We start from the raw sequence: 19,000 nt of genomic DNA on the forward strand, positions 1-19,000 counted from the left end.
ATCAGTTCTTCTTTTGGCGACGGATTTCACCACGCACCGAAAGACCCAGCGCATCGGCGACAAGCGCGCCCTGTTCGCTGGCGTGACGGCTGGCGAGGCCCGTTGCAGGCGATGCGGCGGCATGGCGTCCGGCATAGCGCGGGCGTTCGACCTTGCTCTTGGCAGCCTTGAGCGATTCCTCGATCAGCGGTTCAACGAAGAACCACGAACCGTTGTTCCGCGGCTCCTCCTGACACCACACCACTTCTTCCAGATTGTTCATGCGCGAAAGGCGCAGGGCCAGCGGTTCGCCGGGGAAGGGGTAGAGCTGTTCGAGACGGATGATCTGCGTATCGGTGATCCCGGCTGCATCGCGCGCTTCGATCAGGTCATAGGCGACCTTGCCCGAACACAGCACCACGCGCTTCGTGTCCTTGTCTGACGACGGATTGGTGTCGGACAGGATGCGCATGAAGTGCCCATCACCGATGAAGTCCGAAGCGACCGACTTTGCCAGCGGATGGCGCAGCAGGCTTTTGGGCGTCATGATGATCAGCGGCTTGCGGAACGGGCGGTGCATCTGCCGGCGAAGCACGTGGAAGTAGTTGGCCGGGGTGGTGATGTTGCACACCTGGATGTTGTCTTCAGCGCAAAGCTGCAGATAACGCTCCATGCGGGCAGACGAGTGCTCCGGTCCCTGACCTTCGTAGCCGTGCGGCAGCAGCATGACGAGGCCATTGGCGCGCAGCCACTTGGCTTCGGATGCGGCAATGTACTGGTCGATCACGATCTGCGCGCCGTTGGCGAAATCGCCAAACTGCGCTTCCCACAGCACAAGGCTCTTCGGGTCGGCGCTGGCATAGCCATATTCGAAGCCCAGCACGCCATATTCCGAAAGCGTGGAATCCAGCACTTCGAACGTGCCGTGCGGCAGCGTTTTCAGCGGCACGAACTTGCGCTCATCCTTCTGATCGACCCACACCGCATGGCGCTGGCTGAACGTGCCGCGCCCGCAGTCCTGCCCGGAAAGACGCACCCCATAACCTTCGGTGACGAGGCTGCCGAAAGCGAGCGCTTCACCGGTTGCCCAGTCGAAGCCTTGACCGGTGGCGAACATCTCGCGCTTGGCGTCGATCACGCGGCCCAGCGTCTTGTGGACGGTCAGGTCGTCGGGCACCGTGGTCAGCGTGCGGCCAAGGCTGTCGAACAGTTTCTGGTCGATGCCGGTGGGCACGTTGCGGCGCGCGGTAACCGGATCGGCAGGCTTGTTCAGCCCCGACCAGCGACCGCCGAACCAATCGGCCTCGTTGGCCTTGTAGCCCTTGGACGCTTCGAACTCGGTTTCCAGCGTCGCGGTGAAGTGGCTTTCGATCTCGCCCTTGTAGTTGGCGTCGATTACGCCCTCGGCCACAAGGCGCTTGGCGTAGATGTCGCTCACGCCCGGATGCTGGCGAATCTTGGCATACATCAGCGGCTGCGTGAACGACGGCTCGTCGCCTTCGTTGTGGCCGAAGCGGCGATAGCACCACATGTCCACCACGATATCGCGGCCAAACTTCTGGCGGTAATCGATCGCCATCTTGCAGGCGAAGGTCACGGCTTCGGGATCATCGCCATTCACGTGCAGGATTGGGGCCTGAACGCCCTTCGCCACGTCCGAAGGATAGGGCGACCCGCGCGAGAACTGCGGGCTGGTGGTGAAGCCGATCTGGTTGTTGATGATGAAGTGGATGCAGCCGCCGGTGTTATAACCGCGCACGCCAGAAAGGCCGAAGCATTCCCACACAATGCCCTGGCCTGCAAAGGCCGCGTCGCCGTGGATCAGCACCGGCAGCACCTGCTTGTGGCGCGCATCGGGGCCGACATCGTCACCGATATCATCGCGGAAAACCTGCTGCGCCCGAACCTTGCCCAGCACGATCGGGTCCACCGTTTCAAGGTGCGAAGGGTTGGGCACAAGGCTCATGTGCACCTTCGTCCCGTCAAACTCGCGGTCGGTGCTGGTGCCGAGGTGATACTTCACGTCGCCCGAACCGCCCACATCCTGCGGGTTGGCGGTGCCACCTGAAAATTCGTGGAAGATCACGCGATACGGCTTGGCCATCACGTTGGCCAGCACGTTCAGACGGCCACGGTGGGCCATGCCATAAACGATTTCGCGCACGCCCAGCTGGCCGCCATACTTGATCACGGCTTCCAGCGCGGGAATCATCGATTCTCCACCGTCGAGGCCAAAGCGCTTGGTGCCGACGTACTTCTTGCCGAGAAACTTTTCGTACTGCTCACCACGCACCACGGCGGCAAGGATCGCCTTCTTGCCATTGGGGGTGAAGTCTACGGACTTGTCGCCGCCTTCGATGCGGTCCTGGATGAAGCGGCGCTCCTCCACGTCGGCAATGTGCATGTATTCAAAGCCGATGTGCCCGCAATAATTCGCGCGCAGGATCGCCACCAGCTCGTTCAGTGTCGCCCATTCAAGGCCCAGCACGCCACCGATATAGACTTTGCGGTTCATGTCGGCCGCGGCGAAGCCGTGGTATTCGGGCGAAATGTCGGCAGGCAGCTTCTGGCGCGCAAGACCCAGCGGATCGAGATCGGCGGCAAGGTGCCCACGCACGCGATAGGTGCGGATCAGCGTCATCGCGCGGATGGAATCCATCGCGGCCTGCTGCAGCGCGCCTTCATCAAGCGGCGCGCCGGCCTTCTTCGCGGACTTTCCGATAGCGAGCTTGAGCGCCATCGGGTCCATCGCCTGCGTCAGGTCATCGCCAGCGGCGGCATCGGTGATCGGCCAGCGCTTGCTTGCCCACGAAGGGCCGGGCTGCGGACCTTCCTGCGAAGGATCGACATCAAAATCGTGCAGTTCAGAACCCATTACCAACTCCTTGTCCCCCCGGGGAGGATGGGGGCTTCGGACAATTCTCCGTCCCGCACTTCATGCGGAACCGACCCTTCCGGCGCGCTGAACAGGCCAACGCACAAAAATCCATGAATACGGCAGGCCATTTGTCGTTTCAGCCGCCTACCGGAAAAACTTGAAGCAACCGCCCGGCAGCCCCCTACGCAAGGTTGCCTATCCGGGCGGTAGCATCTGCGCGATCAGACGCGCTCTTTCAGCACTTCGGCCAGCGTTTCGCCCAGAAGCGAAGGCGAGGACGAAACCTTGATTCCAGCAGCTTCCATCGCCGCGATCTTGCTTTCCGCATCGCCCTTGCCGCCCGAAACGATAGCGCCAGCATGGCCCATGCGGCGGCCCGGAGGTGCCGTGCGGCCCGCGATGAAGCCAGCCATCGGCTTCTTGCGGCCACGCTTGGCTTCGTCGATCAGAAACTGCGCGGCCTGTTCTTCCGCATCGCCGCCGATTTCACCGATCATGATGATCGACTTGGTGGCGTCGTCGGCAAGGAACAGTTCCAGCACGTCGATGAAGTTGGTGCCGTTCACCGGATCGCCGCCGATGCCCACAGCCGTGGTCTGGCCAAGGCCGATGGCCGAGGTCTGGAACACAGCTTCATAGGTCAGCGTGCCCGAACGCGAAACAACGCCGACCGAACCTTCCTTGAAGATCGAACCCGGCATGATGCCGATCTTGCACTGGTTCGGCGTCAGCACGCCGGGGCAGTTCGGGCCGATCAGGCGGCTCTTCGAACCCGAAAGGGCGCGCTTTACCTTCACCATGTCCAGCACCGGAACGCCTTCGGTGATCGCCACGATCAGTTCCATCTCGGCGTCGATCGCTTCGAGGATCGCGTCGGCGCAGCCCGAAGGCGGCACGTAGATGCACGATGCGGTCGCGCCAGTCGCAGCCTTGGCTTCGGCCACGGTGTTGAACTGGGGCAGGCCGATGTGGTCGGTGCCGCCCTTGCCAGGCGTCACGCCGCCAACCATCTGCGTGCCGTAATCCAGCGCGGCCTGCGTGTGGAAGCTGCCGGTCTTGCCGGTCATCCCCTGGGTGATGACCTTTGTGTTCTTGTCGACGAGAATGCTCATGTCGTTCCTTTCCGGTGCTGCCTTCCGTCACGCGCCAGATTTGCGTGAAGGAAGGCTCTGCAGTCAGGTGGCCCCAGGGGAGGATGAGGCGCAACTGTCAAATCGTGTCAGAAAATCAGGCGAGGCTGGGATCGATGCCCTTGCAGGCGTCCAGCAGTTCCTTGACCGCATCGACCGAAACCTGAAGGTTGCCCTTGGCTTCATCGTCGAGTTCGATCTCGATCACCTTTTCCACGCCGTTCGCGCCGATCATCACCGGCACGCCGACGTAAAGGCCGTCAACGCCATACTGGCCATCGACATAGGCGGCGCAAGGCAGGATGCGCTTCTGGTCGTTGAGGTAGGCTTCAGCCATCGCGATGCCCGATGCGGCAGGCGCATAGAATGCCGAACCGGTCTTGAGCAGGCCGACGATTTCGCCGCCGCCCGAACGGGTGCGCTGCACGATGGCGTCGATGTTTTCCTGAGTGGACAGGCCCATCTTGACCAGATCGGGAACGGGGATGCCGTTGACGGTCGAATACTGGGTCACCGGAACCATCGTATCGCCGTGACCGCCGAGCACGAAGGTGTTCACGTCGCGAATCGAAACGCCGAATTCCCATGCAAGGAAAGTGCTGAAGCGGGCCGAATCGAGCACGCCAGCCATGCCGACGACCTTGTTGTGTGGCAGGCCGGAAAATTCGCGCAGCGCCCACACCATCGCGTCGAGCGGGTTGGTGATGCAGATGACGAAAGCGTCGGGTGCGTTGGCGGCAATGCCTTCGCCCACGGCCTTCATCACCTTCAGGTTGATACCCAGCAGGTCGTCACGGCTCATGCCCGGCTTGCGGGCAACGCCTGCCGTCACGATGATCACGTCTGCACCGGCGATGTCGGCATAGTCGTTGGTGCCGGTGATCTTGGCGTCGAAGCCTTCGACCGGGCCGCACTGCGACAGGTCGAGCGCCTTGCCCTGCGGCACGCCTTCCACCACGTCGAACAGGACGATATCACCCAGTTCCTTCTGGGCGGCGAGGTGGGCCAGCGTGCCCCCGATATTGCCTGCGCCGATAAGCGCGATCTTCTTGCGTGCCATGCTCTACGGTCCTTTTCCGTGCGCGGGGACAAGCATACAGATGCCAGTAGAGCTTTCGCCCAAGCCCTCCCGTGCCCCGCGAGACAGGAAAGTTCTGGCAGAATGACTCGGCCCCTAAGCCCGCGTGCAGACGAATGCAACCGCGAAAAACGGCTAGTTTCCGGGTTTTTGCGATAACAGTTCGCAATAGCAAAAGTGACAGGGCGGCGCCATGTCTTGTAGTCTGCTAGCCCGCGCAGGCGGGGGCCTCAGGAGGCTTGCTGTAGGGTTGCGTAACACGCCTGAGGCGCGGGGGAGCACAATCTGTACAACCCATCGAAAAAGCCCCGGCGTTTCCACCGGGGCTTTTTTGGTTCCTCTCCGCAGGTCGGGGAAATCAGCTATGCCGTCGCGCCTTGAAGTCGCGTGCCATCCGCCGGTCGAGCGTATTGCAGACTTCCAGCCAAAAGCCGCTGCGGGTCGTATCGCCGCCGGCCTCTGCGATCGCTGCCGCATCGCGCGCCCTTGCTGCCGCCGAAAAGCCGTGCGCAGCAAACAGTCGCAGCGCGGTGTCGAGCGCATCGCTTTGCTGCGCCCACGATCCGCTCCAGCCTTCCGCATTGTCGTTCACCGCCCGCAAATGCCGCCCCAGCACGGGGCGCGCCATGCAGGGGGAAATTATTCCGTATCGAGGGGCAAATCGCACCATATTCCGTCGCTTCTCCTCAGCAGCCCGAAAAACGCCCCGGACTGCTCTCCACAGCCACCGCTCTACGCAATGCGGACTAAGAGTGTGTTCGATGACAGGGTAAAGGAAGCGGTAATCACCTTATACGAAAGGCTTTTGCGGCAAGCTGTGTTGAGCGCTCAGGCTCCCGGCTGCGCGATCCACTGGCTTGCGCTTTCGTGCCCCGGCAGCACCGATCCGCTGCCCGAAGCCGGAGCCTCGCCCGCGCGCGAGGTTGAGTTTGCACCCGGCGCTGCAAGGCCCGGCAATCCCTGCGCCCGGAACACGGCATCGCCGCCGCGCTGCAAAAGGGGCGCAGCATATGCGGGGGCAGGGGCATCCGCAATGGTTGCTGCCGCCGCGATCTTGCCCGCCTCGAACGCCTTTTCCAGCGCCAGCGGATCGGCAATGTCTGCGGGCGAGGGCGTCCATGTGCGCGGATGCGGCGCGGCGATCGGCTCGCTCCCGGCATAACGCGCGGTAAAGGCCGATGGCTTACCGGCAGCGCCCGCCCAGTTGTAGAACCGGTGCGCACCAATCGTGCCGATAAAGGCAAGGCTCGGCGCCCAATAAGGATGCACCGCTGTTGTGTGATAGTGCGTGGCAAGGCCGACCGGTGCATAGACGTTGCCCGCCAGCGCATCGGCTGCCACTCGCCGCGCGCGGTCCCAGAACGCCTTCATCGGCTTGCGCGCCAGCGATCCGTCGCACGCGAACGAGAACTGGCATCCGGGGCGTTCCGACCCTTGATAGACTACACCGCACACCGTGTTCGGCCAAGCCGGATGCGCCACGCGGTTCAACACCACTTGGGCAACCGCGCGCTGCCCGGCGTCCGGCTCGCTCGCCGCTTCGTAGTAGATCGCGGTGGTCAGGCACTGCAAAGCACGCCAACGGTCTTCGCTCGTGCCGGTGGCCAGAATCGGGCGTCCAGTACCGATGTCGGCATCGCTCTTGCTCTGATCCCACTTGGCTTGCGCCTCGGTCGGCTCGATCAGCCCGCTGCCTTCCGCATCCAGCCAGTAGAACGCCGATCCCGGAAAGCTGTCGCCCCCGCGTTCGAACGGTTGCAGCCCGGCCATCTGCACGCGCGCAGTCGCGGCCTGAACGCCGCCCGGCTCGCCCCAGCCAATCGGCCCCAGCACCGTGGCCAGCAGCCCGAACATCGCCACGCCCGCCAACCGCTGCCGCATCACTGATGGTGCGCGTAGAGCGCGCCGGATGGAGCGCATGTCACGCCGTCGGATGCGGCCTGCAAAATCGCGGGGTTGCGGCTCTGCTACCATTACCGGGCCAGACACGATCGCACCTTCCCGCGCGGAGGCGGGCAGCACAATCGGCCGATAGGCGATCTCAAGAGGCATGGTGGCAGCGAAAATCCCGGTAATTCCTCTATCCCGCTAATCCTTTGGGTCCCCGCGCGCATCCGCGCTTTTCCCGCTGTCCCGATGCGGCACATCCCCCTTCGATCCGGTTAACCTGCCCCAAAGACCATTCTCGCCGTTGCAGTACAGCAAAGTTCCCGCTAGGGGCCGGGCAGACGCCAACGGTGCCCGCTCCTTGCGGGCTGAGAGGGAAGCCGGTTCCAATCCGGCGCTGCCCCCGCAACTGTAACCGGATAGCGCGTCGCCCATTGATGCCACTGGTGCGGGTCTACTCGCGCTGGGAAGGCGGGCGACGAGCGATGACCCGGGAGCCAGGAGACCTGCCGATGGTAGTCGTTCCGCGACCGGGCGGGGTGTACCGGGCGCACGCGACGAGGCGCGCCTATTGCATGGCCCAGCGCACCTCTCGCCATGAACGGCAGTAACCGTTCGTGGCCTGAGGACCGTCTTGTGAACAAGTACCTGCTTTGCGTTTCTGCCTTTGCTTTTGCGTCATCTGCCTTCGCACAGGACGCCGACGACATCATGATCGGCCCGGACCGTCCCCGTTCGGACGCCATCACCGTCATCGCCACCGGCAGCGAAACCCTGCTCAGCCGCCTCGGCCAGCCCGTCACCGTCATCACGGCAGACGAAATCCAGTCGATCCAAGGCCCTGACATTACCCGCGTGCTCGAACGTGTCCCCGGCCTGACCTTTACCCGCAACGGCGGTCCCGGCAGCTTCACCAGCGTGCGCCTGCGCGGTTCCGATGCCGAACAGGTGTTGGTCCTCGTCGACGGCGTCCGCGTGGAAGACGTTTCTGCCCCGTCAGCCGGCTTCGATTTCGGCACGCTGACCCCCGGCGGGGTTGAGCGGATCGACGTGCTGCGCGGCTCCAACTCGGTCGTCTGGGGCAGCGCGGCCATCGGCGGCGTGATCGCCATCCAGTCGCGCGAACTGAACGGCGTTGAAGCCAGCGCCGAATATGGCGCGAACGAAAGCTGGACCGCCGATGCCGTCGCAGGCCTCTCGACAGACCGCGCCGCGCTCACGCTCAACGGCGGTTACAGCCGCACCGATGGCGTGTCTGCCGCCGCTGCCGGCACCGAACCCGACGGCTTCCGCCAGTGGCGCGTTGGCGGCAAGGGGCGCGTCAACCTGACCGACCAGCTCGCCGTCGTCGCCACCGCGCGCTATGCCGATACCCGCACCCAGATCGACGGTTTCGGCCCGCCCACCTATCTCATCTTTGGCGATACGCCTGAATATCAGGACACCCGCCAGGCATCGGGCCGCGTCGGCCTGCGCTACACCTCCGATGCGCTCACGCTGAACACCGGCTTCGCCATTTCCGATACGAAGCGCGATTACTTCGATCCCACCTTCGGCACCGCCCCCTCTTATGGCTATGAAGGCCGCTCCGAACGCGCCGACCTGACCGGTCGCCTGAACCTGCCCGCCAGCTTCACGCTCGATTTCGGTGCGGACAGCGAATGGACCCGATTTTCCAGCACGTTCGACGCTGAAGCCAAGGCAAACCTCACCAGCGGCCACGCGCTGCTCGGCTGGAGCAATGGCCGGGCCAGCCTTGCCGCCGGCGTGCGCGTTGATGATCACAGCCGCTTCGGCACGGCGTGGACTTTCGGCGCAAACGGCTCGTTCGAACTGGTCGAAAACCTGCGCCTGCGCGCCTCCTATGGTGAAGGCTTCCGCGCCCCCACGCTCTACAACCTGCTCTCGACATACGGTAACGCTGCGCTCCAGCCCGAACGCAGCAAGAGCTATGACGCAGGCCTTGAATGGGGCAACCGCAACGCGCCACTCCACGCCTCGGCCACGCTGTTCCGTCGCGATAGCCGCAATCTGATCATCTTCGTATCCTGCGCCAGCCTCAACGCCTGCGCCACGCGACCCTTCGGTCTGTATGACAACGTGGGCCTTGCCCGTGCGCAGGGCGTCGAAGCCGAACTCGGCGCACGCCCGACCGAGAACCTGCATCTGCAGGCCGCCTACACCTACCTCGAAACCGAAAACCGCACCGCAGGCACGGCGAACTTTGGCAAGTATCTGCCCCGCCGCCCCACCCACGCGCTTACGCTGTCGAGCGACTGGACAACACCGCTGGCAGGCCTCACCCTTGGCGCCGACCTGCGTCTGGTGGGAGACAGCTTTGACAATGCCTCAAACGCCACGCGCCTTGATGGCTATGCGTTGACAACCGTGCGCGCCAGCTTCCCGGTGACCGAACGTGTCGAACTCTATGGCCGCGTCGAAAACCTGTTCGATCAGGCCTACCAGACCGTCGCCACGTACGGCACCTGGGGCCGCTCCGCCTATATCGGCATCCGCGCCCGCTACTGATGGCAGCTACAACGCCTCGATCCAAAACCCTGCTCCCCCGCGAAAGCGGGGGCCTCAGGCGTGTTACGGAACGCTGGCGTAAACGGCCCGAGGTCCCCGCCTGCGCGGGGACGCGCAAATGGGCCGCAACCCTACTCCCCCTCCTCTTGAGAGGAGGGGGCCGGGGGGTGGTGCTGTCCGCAGCCCTCCTCACCGCCAGCTGCATCCCCCAAAGCAGCGCCACCCCTCAAAACGTCACGCGCAAACACCCAACCATCGTCAGCCTCAACCCCTGCACCGACGCGGTCCTTGCCGAAGTGGCAGACCCGGCGCAGATCCTCGCCATCTCGTACTACAGCCACGATCCGCGCGCATCCTCGATGGATGCAAGCCAAGCCAGCCGCTTCCCCGCCACGCGCGGCACCGTGGAAGAAGTGCTGGCGCTCAAGCCTGACGTCGTCCTCGGCAGCACTTTTACCGATCCTGCAACGGCCAGCGCCTACAGCCGCCTTGGCCTCCGCCTCGAACGCATCGGCATGGCCATGACCGTGGCGGAAAGTCATGCCCAAATCCGCCAGATCGCCACGCTCGCCGGTCATCCGCAACGCGGCGATGCCCTGATCGCCCGCATTGATGCTGCGCTGTCATCTGCCGCGCCACCCTCAGGCACAACGCCCATCCCCACCGTCGTCTGGCAATCGGGCGGCATGGTTCCCGGCGACGGCACGCTGATTGCCGACATGCTCCGCCGTACCGGCTTCACCAACTTTGCCGCCGCGCGCGGGCTGGGGCAGGCCGATCTGCTCCCGCTGGAACGGATGCTGGCCGACCCGCCCGAACTGATCCTCATGGCCGGGCAAACTGCCGAAACCGGAAAAGGCGATGACCGCGTGCTGTCGCACCCCGCGCTCAAGGCCCTCAAAAGCACCCGCCGCGCCACGTTCGATTCCAAACTTCTCTACTGCGGCGGCCCCACCCTGATCGCTGCAGCCCGAAGGCTAGCGCAAATACGCAATTCCTCCCCGGAACGGGGAGGGGGACCATCGCAGATGGTGGAGGGGGCGAAGCAATGACCCGCCCCATCCGCTTCCTCCTCACCGCCCTCATACTGGCCATCCCGCTCTCGCTCCTCGCCGGGCAAGTGTGGATAAGCCCGTTCAGCCCCCCCGTGCCCAACGCCACCGCGATTCTGATGGAATTGCGCCTGCCCCGCGCTGTCCTCGCGCTCACACTTGGCGCAGGCCTAGGCGCGGCGGGGGCCGCAATGCAGGGCTATCTGCGCAATCCGCTGGCCGACCCCGGCCTGTTCGGCATAGCGCCCGCAGCGGCGCTGGGCGCAGTCCTCTCGTTCTACACTGGCTATGCCGCGCAAGGCATCACGCTCCCGCTGTTTGCGCTGATCGGGGCAGGGGGGGCAATGGGCCTGCTCGCGCTGATCGCCGGGCGTGCCGGTGGCATCGCGTTGTTCACGCTGGCTGGCATGATGGTCGCCAGCCTTGCAGGTGCGCTCACCAGCCTCGCTATCAGCCTCTCTCCCAATCCCTTCGCCCTGTCAGAGATCGTCACGTGGCTGATGGGAGCGCTGGCAGATCGTGGCTGGGCCGAAGTGCGCCTTGCCGCTCCGCTCACCTTTGTTGGCCTCGTCGTGCTGTGGCGCGCCGCACCCGCGCTGGATGCGCTGGCATTGGGAGAGGCCGCCGCCCGCTCGCTCGGTGTCGATCCGGCGCGCCTGCTCTGGCTGATGGTCGCCGCCATTGGCCTGATCGTTGGCAGCGGCGTTGCGGTGGCGGGAATGATCGGCTTCGTCGGCCTGATGGTGCCGCACATGGTTCGCCCGTTCACAGACCAGCGCCCGTCTTCCACGCTGCTCCCCAGCGCTCTGGCGGGCGCGCTGCTGCTTCTGCTCGCTGATTGCCTTTGCCGGATCATGCCGCTCAAGGGCGGCGAACTGCGCCTCGGCATCTCGCTGAGCCTTGCCGGAGCGCCATTCTTCCTGCGCCTCCTGCTCAAGATGCGCCGGGAGATCGCGTGATGGCAGCCATTTCACTTGCCGACCGAAAGGCAGTGCTCCCCAGCGCAGGCGGGGGCCTCAGGCCTGTTGCGGAACGTCTGCGTAAACCTACCGAGGCCCCCGCCCCCCAAGTAATGTCAGGCGCGGGGGAGCAGCTAAGCTTGCGCCATGCTTGAAGCCCACGGCATCACCATCCCGCAACGTTTGCACGATGTCACCGCGCAACTCCACCCTGGCCGCGTTACCGCGATCTGCGGTCCCAACGGCGCGGGCAAGTCCACGCTGCTCGCCACGCTGGCGGGTCTGGCTATTCCCGCCAGCGGCACCGTCACGCTCACTGGCCAACTATTGGCAGAACTCCCGCCAGAAAATCGTGCCCGCCGCATCGGTTACTTGCCGCAAGCGGGAGAGGTGGCATGGAACCTTTCCGTCCGCACGCTCGTGGGGTTGGGCCGCCTCCCGCATCGCACCGGATCGGTTGAGAACGCGCGCATCGTGGCCGAAGTGCTTGCCGCGCTCGATCTCGAACCCTTGGCAGATCGTCCGCTTTCCACTCTTTCTGGCGGCGAGCGCGCCCGCACCCTGCTCGCCCGCGTGCTCGCCACCCAGCCGCAATGGATTCTGGCCGACGAACCGCTGGCCGCGCTCGACCTCGCCCATCAGCGCAACCTTGCGCACAGCTTCCGCACTCTTGCGCGAGCGGGAAGGGGCGTGGTCCTCGTTGTTCACGATCTGGCGCTGGCGATGAACCACGCCGATCACGTCATCGTGCTGGATCAGGGCAAAGTCGCCGCACAGGGCAAGCCGGAAGACGCGCTTTCAGAAGCTGTCATCGCTAAGGTCTGGAACCTGAAATCCCGCTGGCTGGGCGAACCCGGCCACCGCGCACTGGCGCTTTAGGGATTACTCGCGGATGCAAATCTGGCGCCCCCGCGAAGGCGGGGGGCTCAGTGTTGTTAGGCGATGCTTGTGTCAACCGCTACGGAAGCAGTCCCTCAGGCCACCACCACCGGCGCATGGTCCTCATCATGCCGATGCTCGGTTATCGCCGCTGCAAAGTCTGCCGCGAAATACCGCGCAAACCGTTCGCGCACATTGGCCGAAACCACCGGTCGCACTGCCCGCACGCCACTGTTGCGGCAGAACAGACTCTGCGGCGAAGGAACAGCTTGATCGGGCAAATCGGCAACCATCGAACCGGTGTCCAAACTCCTTGGGTGACACCGCCGATATAGCAACATTTCGACAAGGTAAATTGTATGGTTCCGACAGAAACCCACCTTTGTTGTGCCAAAATTGTGCGCTGCGGCACAACCGGGGTGAGAAAAACCGCACAACGCCTCTGATTAAGGCGCCCCAGCGAAGGAGGGGGCCTCAGGCGTATCACGCAACACCAGGGCAAACCGCCTGATGTCCCCGCTTGCGCGGGGACGCAAAACCCCAAAGCCCGTATTGCGCCGCACACTCGCACTCCCCACATGCGCAAACGCGGGGCGGGGCCTTGCACAAATCGAACAAATCTGGAACACCGCCGCGCATGTCTCTCAGCACTATTTCCGTCCGTGGCGCCCGTGAACACAATCTCAAAGGGATCGATATCGATCTCCCGCGCGATAGCCTGATCGTCATCACCGGCCTGTCCGGTTCCGGCAAATCCAGCCTCGCCTTCGATACGATCTATGCCGAAGGGCAGCGCCGCTATGTAGAGAGCCTCAGCGCTTACGCGCGCCAGTTCCTCGAAATGATGCAGAAGCCAGATGTCGAGCACATCGACGGCCTCAGCCCTGCGATCAGCATCGAACAGAAGACCACCAGTCGCAACCCGCGCTCCACCGTCGCCACGGTGACCGAGGTCTACGATTACATGCGCCTGCTCTGGGCGCGCGTCGGCACGCCCTATAGCCCCGCCACCGGCCTCCCGATCAGCGCGCAGACCGTCAGCCAGATGGTAGACCGCGTGATGGCCCTGCCCGAAGGCACCCGCGCCTATCTCCTCGCCCCCGTCGTGCGCGGCCGCAAGGGGGAATACCGCAAGGAACTCGCCGAATGGCAGAAGGCGGGCTACACCCGCGTCCGCATCAATGGCGAGATGCTAGCCATCGAAGACGCCCCCGCGCTCGACAAGAAGCTCAAGCACGACATCGAAGTGGTGGTAGACCGCATCGCCGTGCGAGACGGCATCCAGACGCGGCTGGCAGACAGCTTCGAACAGGCGCTGAAGCTGGCCGATGGGCTGGCCTATATCGATTTGGCGGACACGACGGTGGCCGAACTCCACCACCCCCCGGCCCCCTCCTCTGAAGAGGAGGGGGAGAAGAAGCCCCGCCGCAAAGCCCCCTCCTCTTCAGAGGAGGGGGTTGGGGGTGGTGGAGGCACGCGCAAGGGCAACCTGAAAGGCGCGCAACTCCCCCCCAACCGCATCGTCTTCAGCGAAAAGTTCGCCTGCCCCGTCAGCGGCTTCACTATCGAGAGCATCGAACCCCGCCTGTTCTCCTTCAACGCCCCCCAGGGCGCGTGCCCCGCGTGCGATGGCCTTGGTGAAAAGCTGCTGTTCGATCCGCAGCTCGTCGTCCCCAACGAAAACCTCAGCCTCAAACAGGGCGCGGTCGTCCCTTGGGCCAAGAGCAACCCGCCGTCGCCCTATTACATGCAGGTTCTCGCCAGCCTCGCCGCCCATTTCGGCTTCAGCCTCGACACCGCGTGGGATGAACTCCCCGGCGAGGTAAAGCTCGTCATCCTCTATGGCACCGGCGGCAAGGCCGTGCCGCTTACCTTCATCGACGGCAAGAAGAGCTACACCGTCCAGAAAGCCTTCGAAGGCGTCATCGGCAATCTCAACCGCCGCATGCTGCAAACCGAAAGCGCCTGGATGCGCGAGGAACTCTCCAAGTTCCAGACCGCGCAACCCTGCGAAACGTGCGAGGGCAAGCGCCTCAAACCCGAAGCGCTCAGCGTCAAGGTTGCCGGCGCCGACATTTCCAGCATCACCCGCCTCTCCGTCGCCGCAGCGGTCGATTGGTACGCCAATCTCGATGCCAAGCTGACCAGCCAGCAAAGCCAGATCGCCAAGGCCATCCTCAAGGAAATCAACGAGCGCCTCGGCTTCCTTAACAACGTCGGCCTCGATTACCTGAACCTTGATCGCACCTCCGGCACCCTGTCCGGCGGCGAAAGCCAGCGCATCCGCCTCGCCAGCCAGATCGGCTCCGGCCTTTCGGGCGTGCTCTACGTGCTCGATGAACCCTCCATCGGCCTCCACCAGCGCGACAATGACCGCCTTTTGGAAACGCTCAAGCGTCTGCGCGATCTCGGCAACACCGTGATCGTGGTCGAACATGACGAGGACGCCATCCGCACCGCCGATCACGTGGTCGATCTCGGTCCCGGCGCGGGCGTGCATGGCGGCGAAATCGTCGCGCAAGGCAAGCTGCAGGATATTCTCGACAACCCGAACAGCCTCACCGGCCAATACCTCACCGGCACCCGCCGGATCGAGGTTCCGAAGAAGCGCCGCAAGGGCAACGGGTTGTTCATCGGCGTGGAGGGCGCGCGCGCCAACAACCTGCAGAACGTCAGCGCCAAGGTGCCGCTCGGCACGTTTACTTGCGTCACCGGCGTCTCAGGCTCGGGCAAGTCCAGCTTCACGATCGACACGCTCCACGCCGTCGCCGCCCGCACGCTCAACGGCGCGCGGGTCATCGCGGGCGCGCATGATCGCGTCACCGGCCTCGAACACTGCGACAAGGTGATCGAGATCGACCAGTCGCCCATCGGCCGCACCCCGCGCTCCAACCCCGCGACTTATACTGGCGCTTTCACCCTGATCCGCGATTGGTTCGCCGGCCTCCCCGAATCCGCCGCGCGCGGGTACAAGGCTGGCCGCTTCAGCTTCAACGTGAAGGGTGGCCGCTGCGAAAAGTGTCAGGGCGATGGCCTGATCAAGATCGAAATGCACTTCCTGCCAGACGTTTACGTCACGTGTGAGGAGTGTGAAGGCAAACGCTACAACCGCGAAACGCTGGAAGTGAAGTTCAAAGGCCACTCCATCGCGGATGTGCTCGACATGACGATCGAGGACGCCGAAGAATTCTTCAAGGCCGTCCCCCCGATCCGTGACCGGATGCATATGCTCAACGAAGTGGGGCTGGGCTACGTCAAGGTCGGCCAGCAGGCCACCACGCTATCGGGCGGCGAAGCGCAGCGCGTAAAGCTCGCCAAGGAACTCGCCCGCCGCTCCACCGGCCAAACGCTCTACATCCTCGATGAACCCACCACCGGCCTGCACTTCGAAGACGTGCGCAAGTTGCTCGAAGTCCTCCACCGTCTGGTCGAACAGGGTAACTCCGTCGTCGTGATCGAGCACAACCTCGATGTGATCAAGACCGCCGACTGGATCATAGACCTCGGCCCCGAAGGCGGCGTGCGCGGCGGCGAAATCGTGGCCGAAGGCACCCCCGAACAGGTCGCCAAGAACCCCCGCAGCTTCACCGGCCACTACCTCGCGCCTTTGCTCAAGCGCTAACCCAAAAAAAGCCCCCTCATCTTCAGAGGAGGGGGTTGGGGGTGGTGTGGCGCCATACGCAAGGCCACCTAAATCCTCCCCATTTTTGCGCAGGCACAAATGGGGAGGTAGCAGCCGCAAAGCGCTGACTGAGGGGCTATCCCGCGCTCAGGGACGCGCCTTGGTGCAGATGACGATGCCCAGGATCACGCGGCACTGCACGCCCTTGCCGATGGACCAGTGGCCTTCGCCCGCCGCCGCCGGCACCGCCGAAAAAGCCACACCCGCAGCCGCCAGCCCAAGCGCCGCGCGGCGCAGTGTCTTCATCGTCATCATCGCTGTTCCCTTCAGAATGTGCCCCGTCCAACCGACTGCACAATTCCAAAACGATGCCCCCGCGGCTTTATTCCACACCCGTCGATTTTTTCCGGCCCGCCCTTGAGACGCCTCTGATCGTGCGGCACCCCCCGTCATCACCCCAACTTTCGTCATTCCCGCGAAGGCGGGAATCCAGCGCGCAACCGCAGAATCGGGATTCCGCCTTCGCGGGAATGACGAGCTTGAGAAAGCCGCCGATACCAGTCGCCACCCCCCTCACTGGCAAACCGGCATATCCCGAAACTCTGCGCCAGCGTCCGCCGCCCCGCGTTCGACCACCGCAATCGTCGCCATATCCAGATGCGCTGCCGCCAGCGCAAAGCCATTGCGGTCCAGCGCCTCGCGCGCCACGTCCAGCAGGTTCAGAATCCCCGAAATTTCACATCCTTGCGAAAACGCCACGATATCAGAGCACTTTCCGACCAATCTGGGTCACCGTGACGGAGCCGAATTTGCTTCAGCGCGAGGCGCGAGGAAGGAGCAATGCAGAGGCATTGTGACTGACGAGCAACGCTGCGCTGGAGCAAATGCGGCCCGCCGCTTTGCGGTTGCGAAAGGAAGCTCGCTGGACAGCGTTGCATCGCTTGCAGGGGCAACCAGCCCCTGCTGCACGCTGCGCCTTGCCAGCGAGCTTCCTTTCGCAATCACGATGATCCAGATTGGTCGGAAAGTGCTCTAAGCGCAGACTTCACAATCCCCCCCTGAATGGTTCCAAAATGGCCCTAAAGCCCCCCTATCGCTCCGGCCTGAACCACCGGATGAACCATCCGCACAGCGGGCATTCAGGAATGTAAACGCGATTTTACACGGGGAAATACCACCATTCCCGAAGGCCTTGCCCTTGCCACCCGGCAAGCCCCGTCCCTAGGGGCGTTACGTAACAGTCCAGGGTCGCGGACGGGTGCCTTTCAGCCGCGATCCTTGCCGGTGGCCTGCCGAAGGGCGGGCTGCCGGCAGAACTTGGGGGGCTGCAATTCGCATTAAGGGATTTATGCACGTGTCATCGGAATAGTGAGGCGTCACCATAGCTGTAGGAATCTCAGAAGAAGTTTTCCGCTGCAAAATTGCCTAATGCGTAGCCCGCTGGAGATTTCTCGTTAGGGGTGCGATGTTGGCGGCACTTTTTTCACATCGTGCTTGACGGGAGTTCCAGATTGCGAAAAGATCCTGTTATGTTCCAATCATCGGAAGTCTCGGAAGCTGGGGCGAATCTTCTCGCAACCGCTCGTGGAAAATCCTTCGGGACAATTTTGGCTGACCCTCCGTGGCAGTTCCAGAACCGTACCGGGAAGGTCGCTCCAGAGCATAAGCGACTGAACCGCTACGGCACCATGACGCTGGACGAAATCTGCGATCTACCGGTCGAGCAAATTGCAGCTGATCCCGCCCACCTTTATCTGTGGGTTCCCAACGCCTTGTTACCGGATGGACTAAAAGTTATGGAAGCATGGGGCTTCCGTTACATCTCCAACATCGTCTGGCACAAAGTGCGCAAAGACGGTGGTTCAGACGGGCGTGGCGTTGGTTTCTACTTCCGTAACGTCACCGAACTATTGCTATTCGGAGTGCGTGGGAAGAACGCCCGAACGTTAGACCCCGGCCGTAGTCAAGTTAATATGATTCAGTCGCGGAAGCGCGAGCATAGCCGAAAGCCAGACGAACAATATAAGATAATCGAGGATTGTAGCTGGGGGCCCCGACTTGAAATGTTCAGTCGAGGAAAGCGCACAGGCTGGACAGTTTGGGGCAATCAGGCAGATGATGACTATCGCCCAAGCTGGGACACCTACTCATACAATAGCACAATTGGAGTTCCCGCTGAATGAGCGGCGATGATGAGTTTCTCGATAACGACGATGACGCGATTGTCGACGATGGGCATGATGTTTCCAGCGGCAAAGCCGCGGATCATCGGAGTTTGGTCGAAGCCAGCTTCCCAGCAGAAATCGCAAGAAAATTTGAACTCTATAGTTATCGTAATGCCGCGTCTGTGCTTGCTACCAGTTTTCCTGAACAATTCGCCAGTCTGCTTGATGGCTTGACGAAGTTCCAAATCTCCAAGAAGATGATACGCACACCGGGCGGCAGCAAGGGTCCGATTGCCAAATACGTAGACACGCTTTTTGGCGAAGGGGACGGCTGGAAGGAGGCGCGAATCGCGGCAGACCTTCACGTCAAGCTGATGCATGCGAAGAAAAGAGATATTATTCTCGATCAATATGTTCGAGAAGGCTTTCTCGACGGCCATCGCATCGATTTCTTGAACGGGCGAGTAGCACTTGATTTAGAGTGGAATAGTAAGGACCAGACTTACGATCGCGATCTCTATGCATTTTCAGCATTTTACGAAGCTGGTGCGATTGACGTCGGTGTCGTGCTAACCCGTGGATCATCACTCGACACTACATTTCTGAAAGGGCTGGGGAAGGTACTGAAGAAAGATGGGTCCGAGGGAGAGGCGGAAGTCTTCAAAAAGTTTGGAGCGTCAACCACTTGGATGGGAAAACTACTCTACCGCTTAGACGCAGGTCGAAATGGCGGATGCCCCGTTCTGGCAATTGGCATTACGCCTCAGTGCGTGGTGGATTAGTTTCGGCGGCTTCGATCCGATTGATTGAACGCAATTGATTCCAAAAGTGTGACAATGATG

15 protein-coding genes and 1 riboswitch are annotated in these 19,000 nt (G+C 62.9%); of the genes, 7 read left to right on the forward strand and 8 right to left on the reverse strand.

What is annotated here, in order from left to right; genetic code table 11:
• Position 1: 1 nt before the first annotated feature.
• From HGI47_RS10155 to HGI47_RS10175, 5 genes are all read right to left on the reverse strand, one after another.
• The gene (locus HGI47_RS10155; protein WP_168852665.1) at positions 2-2,854 is read right to left on the reverse strand and encodes a 2-oxoglutarate dehydrogenase E1 component; all 2,853 of its coding nucleotides are present in this window, start codon (positions 2,852-2,854) and stop codon (positions 2-4) included.
• Positions 2,855-3,078: 224 nt separating this feature from the next.
• Complete coding sequence (gene sucD / locus HGI47_RS10160; RefSeq protein WP_168852666.1) at positions 3,079-3,969, reverse strand: succinate--CoA ligase subunit alpha; 891 nt, start codon at positions 3,967-3,969, stop codon at positions 3,079-3,081.
• A 115-nt stretch (positions 3,970-4,084) separates the two neighbouring features.
• Positions 4,085-5,047 (reverse strand): malate dehydrogenase, encoded by a 963-nt coding sequence (gene mdh / locus HGI47_RS10165; RefSeq protein ID WP_168852667.1) that lies wholly within the window; start codon positions 5,045-5,047, stop codon positions 4,085-4,087.
• Between the two features lie 376 nt (positions 5,048-5,423).
• A complete protein-coding gene (locus HGI47_RS10170) occupies positions 5,424-5,693 on the reverse strand; it encodes a hypothetical protein (protein ID WP_168852668.1) in 270 nt (89 codons plus the stop codon).
• Positions 5,694-5,893: 200 nt separating this feature from the next.
• Positions 5,894-7,117, reverse strand: coding sequence for a cell wall hydrolase (locus tag HGI47_RS10175; RefSeq protein WP_168852669.1), 1,224 nt, complete (start codon positions 7,115-7,117; stop codon positions 5,894-5,896).
• Positions 7,118-7,283: 166 nt separating this feature from the next.
• A riboswitch (cobalamin riboswitch) is annotated at positions 7,284-7,481 on the forward strand.
• Positions 7,482-7,549: 68 nt separating this feature from the next.
• On the opposite strand from HGI47_RS10175, the gene HGI47_RS10180 reads away from it, so the two are divergent.
• The 4 genes from HGI47_RS10180 (at position 7,550) to HGI47_RS10195 (ending at position 12,371) form a co-directional block, all read left to right on the forward strand.
• A complete protein-coding gene (locus HGI47_RS10180) occupies positions 7,550-9,481 on the forward strand; it encodes a TonB-dependent siderophore receptor (RefSeq protein ID WP_206066117.1) in 1,932 nt (643 codons plus the stop codon).
• Between the two features lie 170 nt (positions 9,482-9,651).
• Positions 9,652-10,533, forward strand: a complete 882-nt coding sequence (locus HGI47_RS10185; protein ID WP_370521682.1) for an ABC transporter substrate-binding protein — start codon at positions 9,652-9,654, stop codon at positions 10,531-10,533.
• Positions 10,530-11,492 (forward strand): iron ABC transporter permease, encoded by a 963-nt coding sequence (locus HGI47_RS10190; RefSeq protein WP_168852671.1) that lies wholly within the window; start codon positions 10,530-10,532, stop codon positions 11,490-11,492. Before HGI47_RS10185 ends, HGI47_RS10190 begins: the two co-directional genes overlap by 4 nt.
• 147 nt (positions 11,493-11,639) lie before the next feature.
• Positions 11,640-12,371, forward strand: coding sequence for an ABC transporter ATP-binding protein (locus HGI47_RS10195; RefSeq protein ID WP_168852672.1), 732 nt, complete (start codon positions 11,640-11,642; stop codon positions 12,369-12,371).
• A 95-nt stretch (positions 12,372-12,466) separates the two neighbouring features.
• Here HGI47_RS10195 and HGI47_RS10200 read toward each other — a convergent pair whose 3' ends face one another.
• Entirely contained in the window at positions 12,467-12,679 is a 213-nt protein-coding gene (locus HGI47_RS10200; RefSeq protein ID WP_168852673.1) for a hypothetical protein, read from the reverse strand.
• Positions 12,680-13,008: 329 nt separating this feature from the next.
• On the opposite strand from HGI47_RS10200, the gene uvrA reads away from it, so the two are divergent.
• Complete coding sequence (gene uvrA, locus HGI47_RS10205) at positions 13,009-15,993, forward strand: excinuclease ABC subunit UvrA (protein WP_168852674.1); 2,985 nt, start codon at positions 13,009-13,011, stop codon at positions 15,991-15,993.
• A gap of 147 nt (positions 15,994-16,140) precedes the next feature.
• Here uvrA and HGI47_RS10210 read toward each other — a convergent pair whose 3' ends face one another.
• A complete protein-coding gene (locus tag HGI47_RS10210; RefSeq protein WP_168852675.1) occupies positions 16,141-16,305 on the reverse strand; it encodes a hypothetical protein in 165 nt (54 codons plus the stop codon).
• Between the two features lie 261 nt (positions 16,306-16,566).
• Positions 16,567-16,752 carry a hypothetical protein gene (locus HGI47_RS10215; protein ID WP_168852676.1) on the reverse strand — a complete coding sequence of 62 codons (186 nt, stop codon included), beginning with the start codon at positions 16,750-16,752 and terminating at the stop codon, positions 16,567-16,569.
• A gap of 770 nt (positions 16,753-17,522) precedes the next feature.
• Between HGI47_RS10215 and HGI47_RS10220 the strand changes: the two genes are divergently transcribed.
• Together HGI47_RS10220 and HGI47_RS10225 are read left to right on the forward strand one after the other, a co-directional pair.
• On the forward strand, positions 17,523-18,176 hold the full coding sequence (locus HGI47_RS10220; protein ID WP_168852677.1) for an MT-A70 family methyltransferase: 654 nt from the start codon (positions 17,523-17,525) through the stop codon (positions 18,174-18,176).
• On the forward strand, positions 18,173-18,940 hold the full coding sequence (locus HGI47_RS10225; RefSeq protein WP_168852678.1) for a BglII/BstYI family type II restriction endonuclease: 768 nt from the start codon (positions 18,173-18,175) through the stop codon (positions 18,938-18,940). The genes HGI47_RS10220 and HGI47_RS10225 overlap by 4 nt, the downstream gene beginning before the upstream one ends.
• Positions 18,941-19,000 lie beyond the last annotated feature (60 nt).

Origin of the sequence: Novosphingobium sp. ERN07, assembly GCF_012641335.1 — a bacterium.
Taxonomy (GTDB): domain Bacteria; phylum Pseudomonadota; class Alphaproteobacteria; order Sphingomonadales; family Sphingomonadaceae; genus Novosphingobium.

What these genes read in the sequence shown, in the direction of transcription:
- HGI47_RS10175 (WP_168852669.1), bottom strand. Translation starts at nt 7,117, where the DNA reads ATGCCTCTTGAGATCGCCTATCGGCCGATTGTGCTGCCCGCCTCCGCG.
- HGI47_RS10180 (WP_206066117.1), top strand. Translation starts at nt 7,550, where the DNA reads ATGAACGGCAGTAACCGTTCGTGGCCTGAGGACCGTCTTGTGAACAAG.
- HGI47_RS10225 (WP_168852678.1), top strand. Translation starts at nt 18,173, where the DNA reads ATGAGCGGCGATGATGAGTTTCTCGATAACGACGATGACGCGATTGTC.
- uvrA (WP_168852674.1), top strand. Translation starts at nt 13,009, where the DNA reads ATGTCTCTCAGCACTATTTCCGTCCGTGGCGCCCGTGAACACAATCTC.
- HGI47_RS10190 (WP_168852671.1), top strand. Translation starts at nt 10,530, where the DNA reads ATGACCCGCCCCATCCGCTTCCTCCTCACCGCCCTCATACTGGCCATC.
- HGI47_RS10170 (WP_168852668.1), bottom strand. Translation starts at nt 5,693, where the DNA reads ATGGCGCGCCCCGTGCTGGGGCGGCATTTGCGGGCGGTGAACGACAAT.
- sucD (WP_168852666.1), bottom strand. Translation starts at nt 3,969, where the DNA reads ATGAGCATTCTCGTCGACAAGAACACAAAGGTCATCACCCAGGGGATG.
- mdh (WP_168852667.1), bottom strand. Translation starts at nt 5,047, where the DNA reads ATGGCACGCAAGAAGATCGCGCTTATCGGCGCAGGCAATATCGGGGGC.
- HGI47_RS10210 (WP_168852675.1), bottom strand. Translation starts at nt 16,305, where the DNA reads ATGACGATGAAGACACTGCGCCGCGCGGCGCTTGGGCTGGCGGCTGCG.
- HGI47_RS10195 (WP_168852672.1), top strand. Translation starts at nt 11,640, where the DNA reads ATGCTTGAAGCCCACGGCATCACCATCCCGCAACGTTTGCACGATGTC.
- HGI47_RS10220 (WP_168852677.1), top strand. Translation starts at nt 17,523, where the DNA reads ATGTTCCAATCATCGGAAGTCTCGGAAGCTGGGGCGAATCTTCTCGCA.
- HGI47_RS10155 (WP_168852665.1), bottom strand. Translation starts at nt 2,854, where the DNA reads ATGGGTTCTGAACTGCACGATTTTGATGTCGATCCTTCGCAGGAAGGT.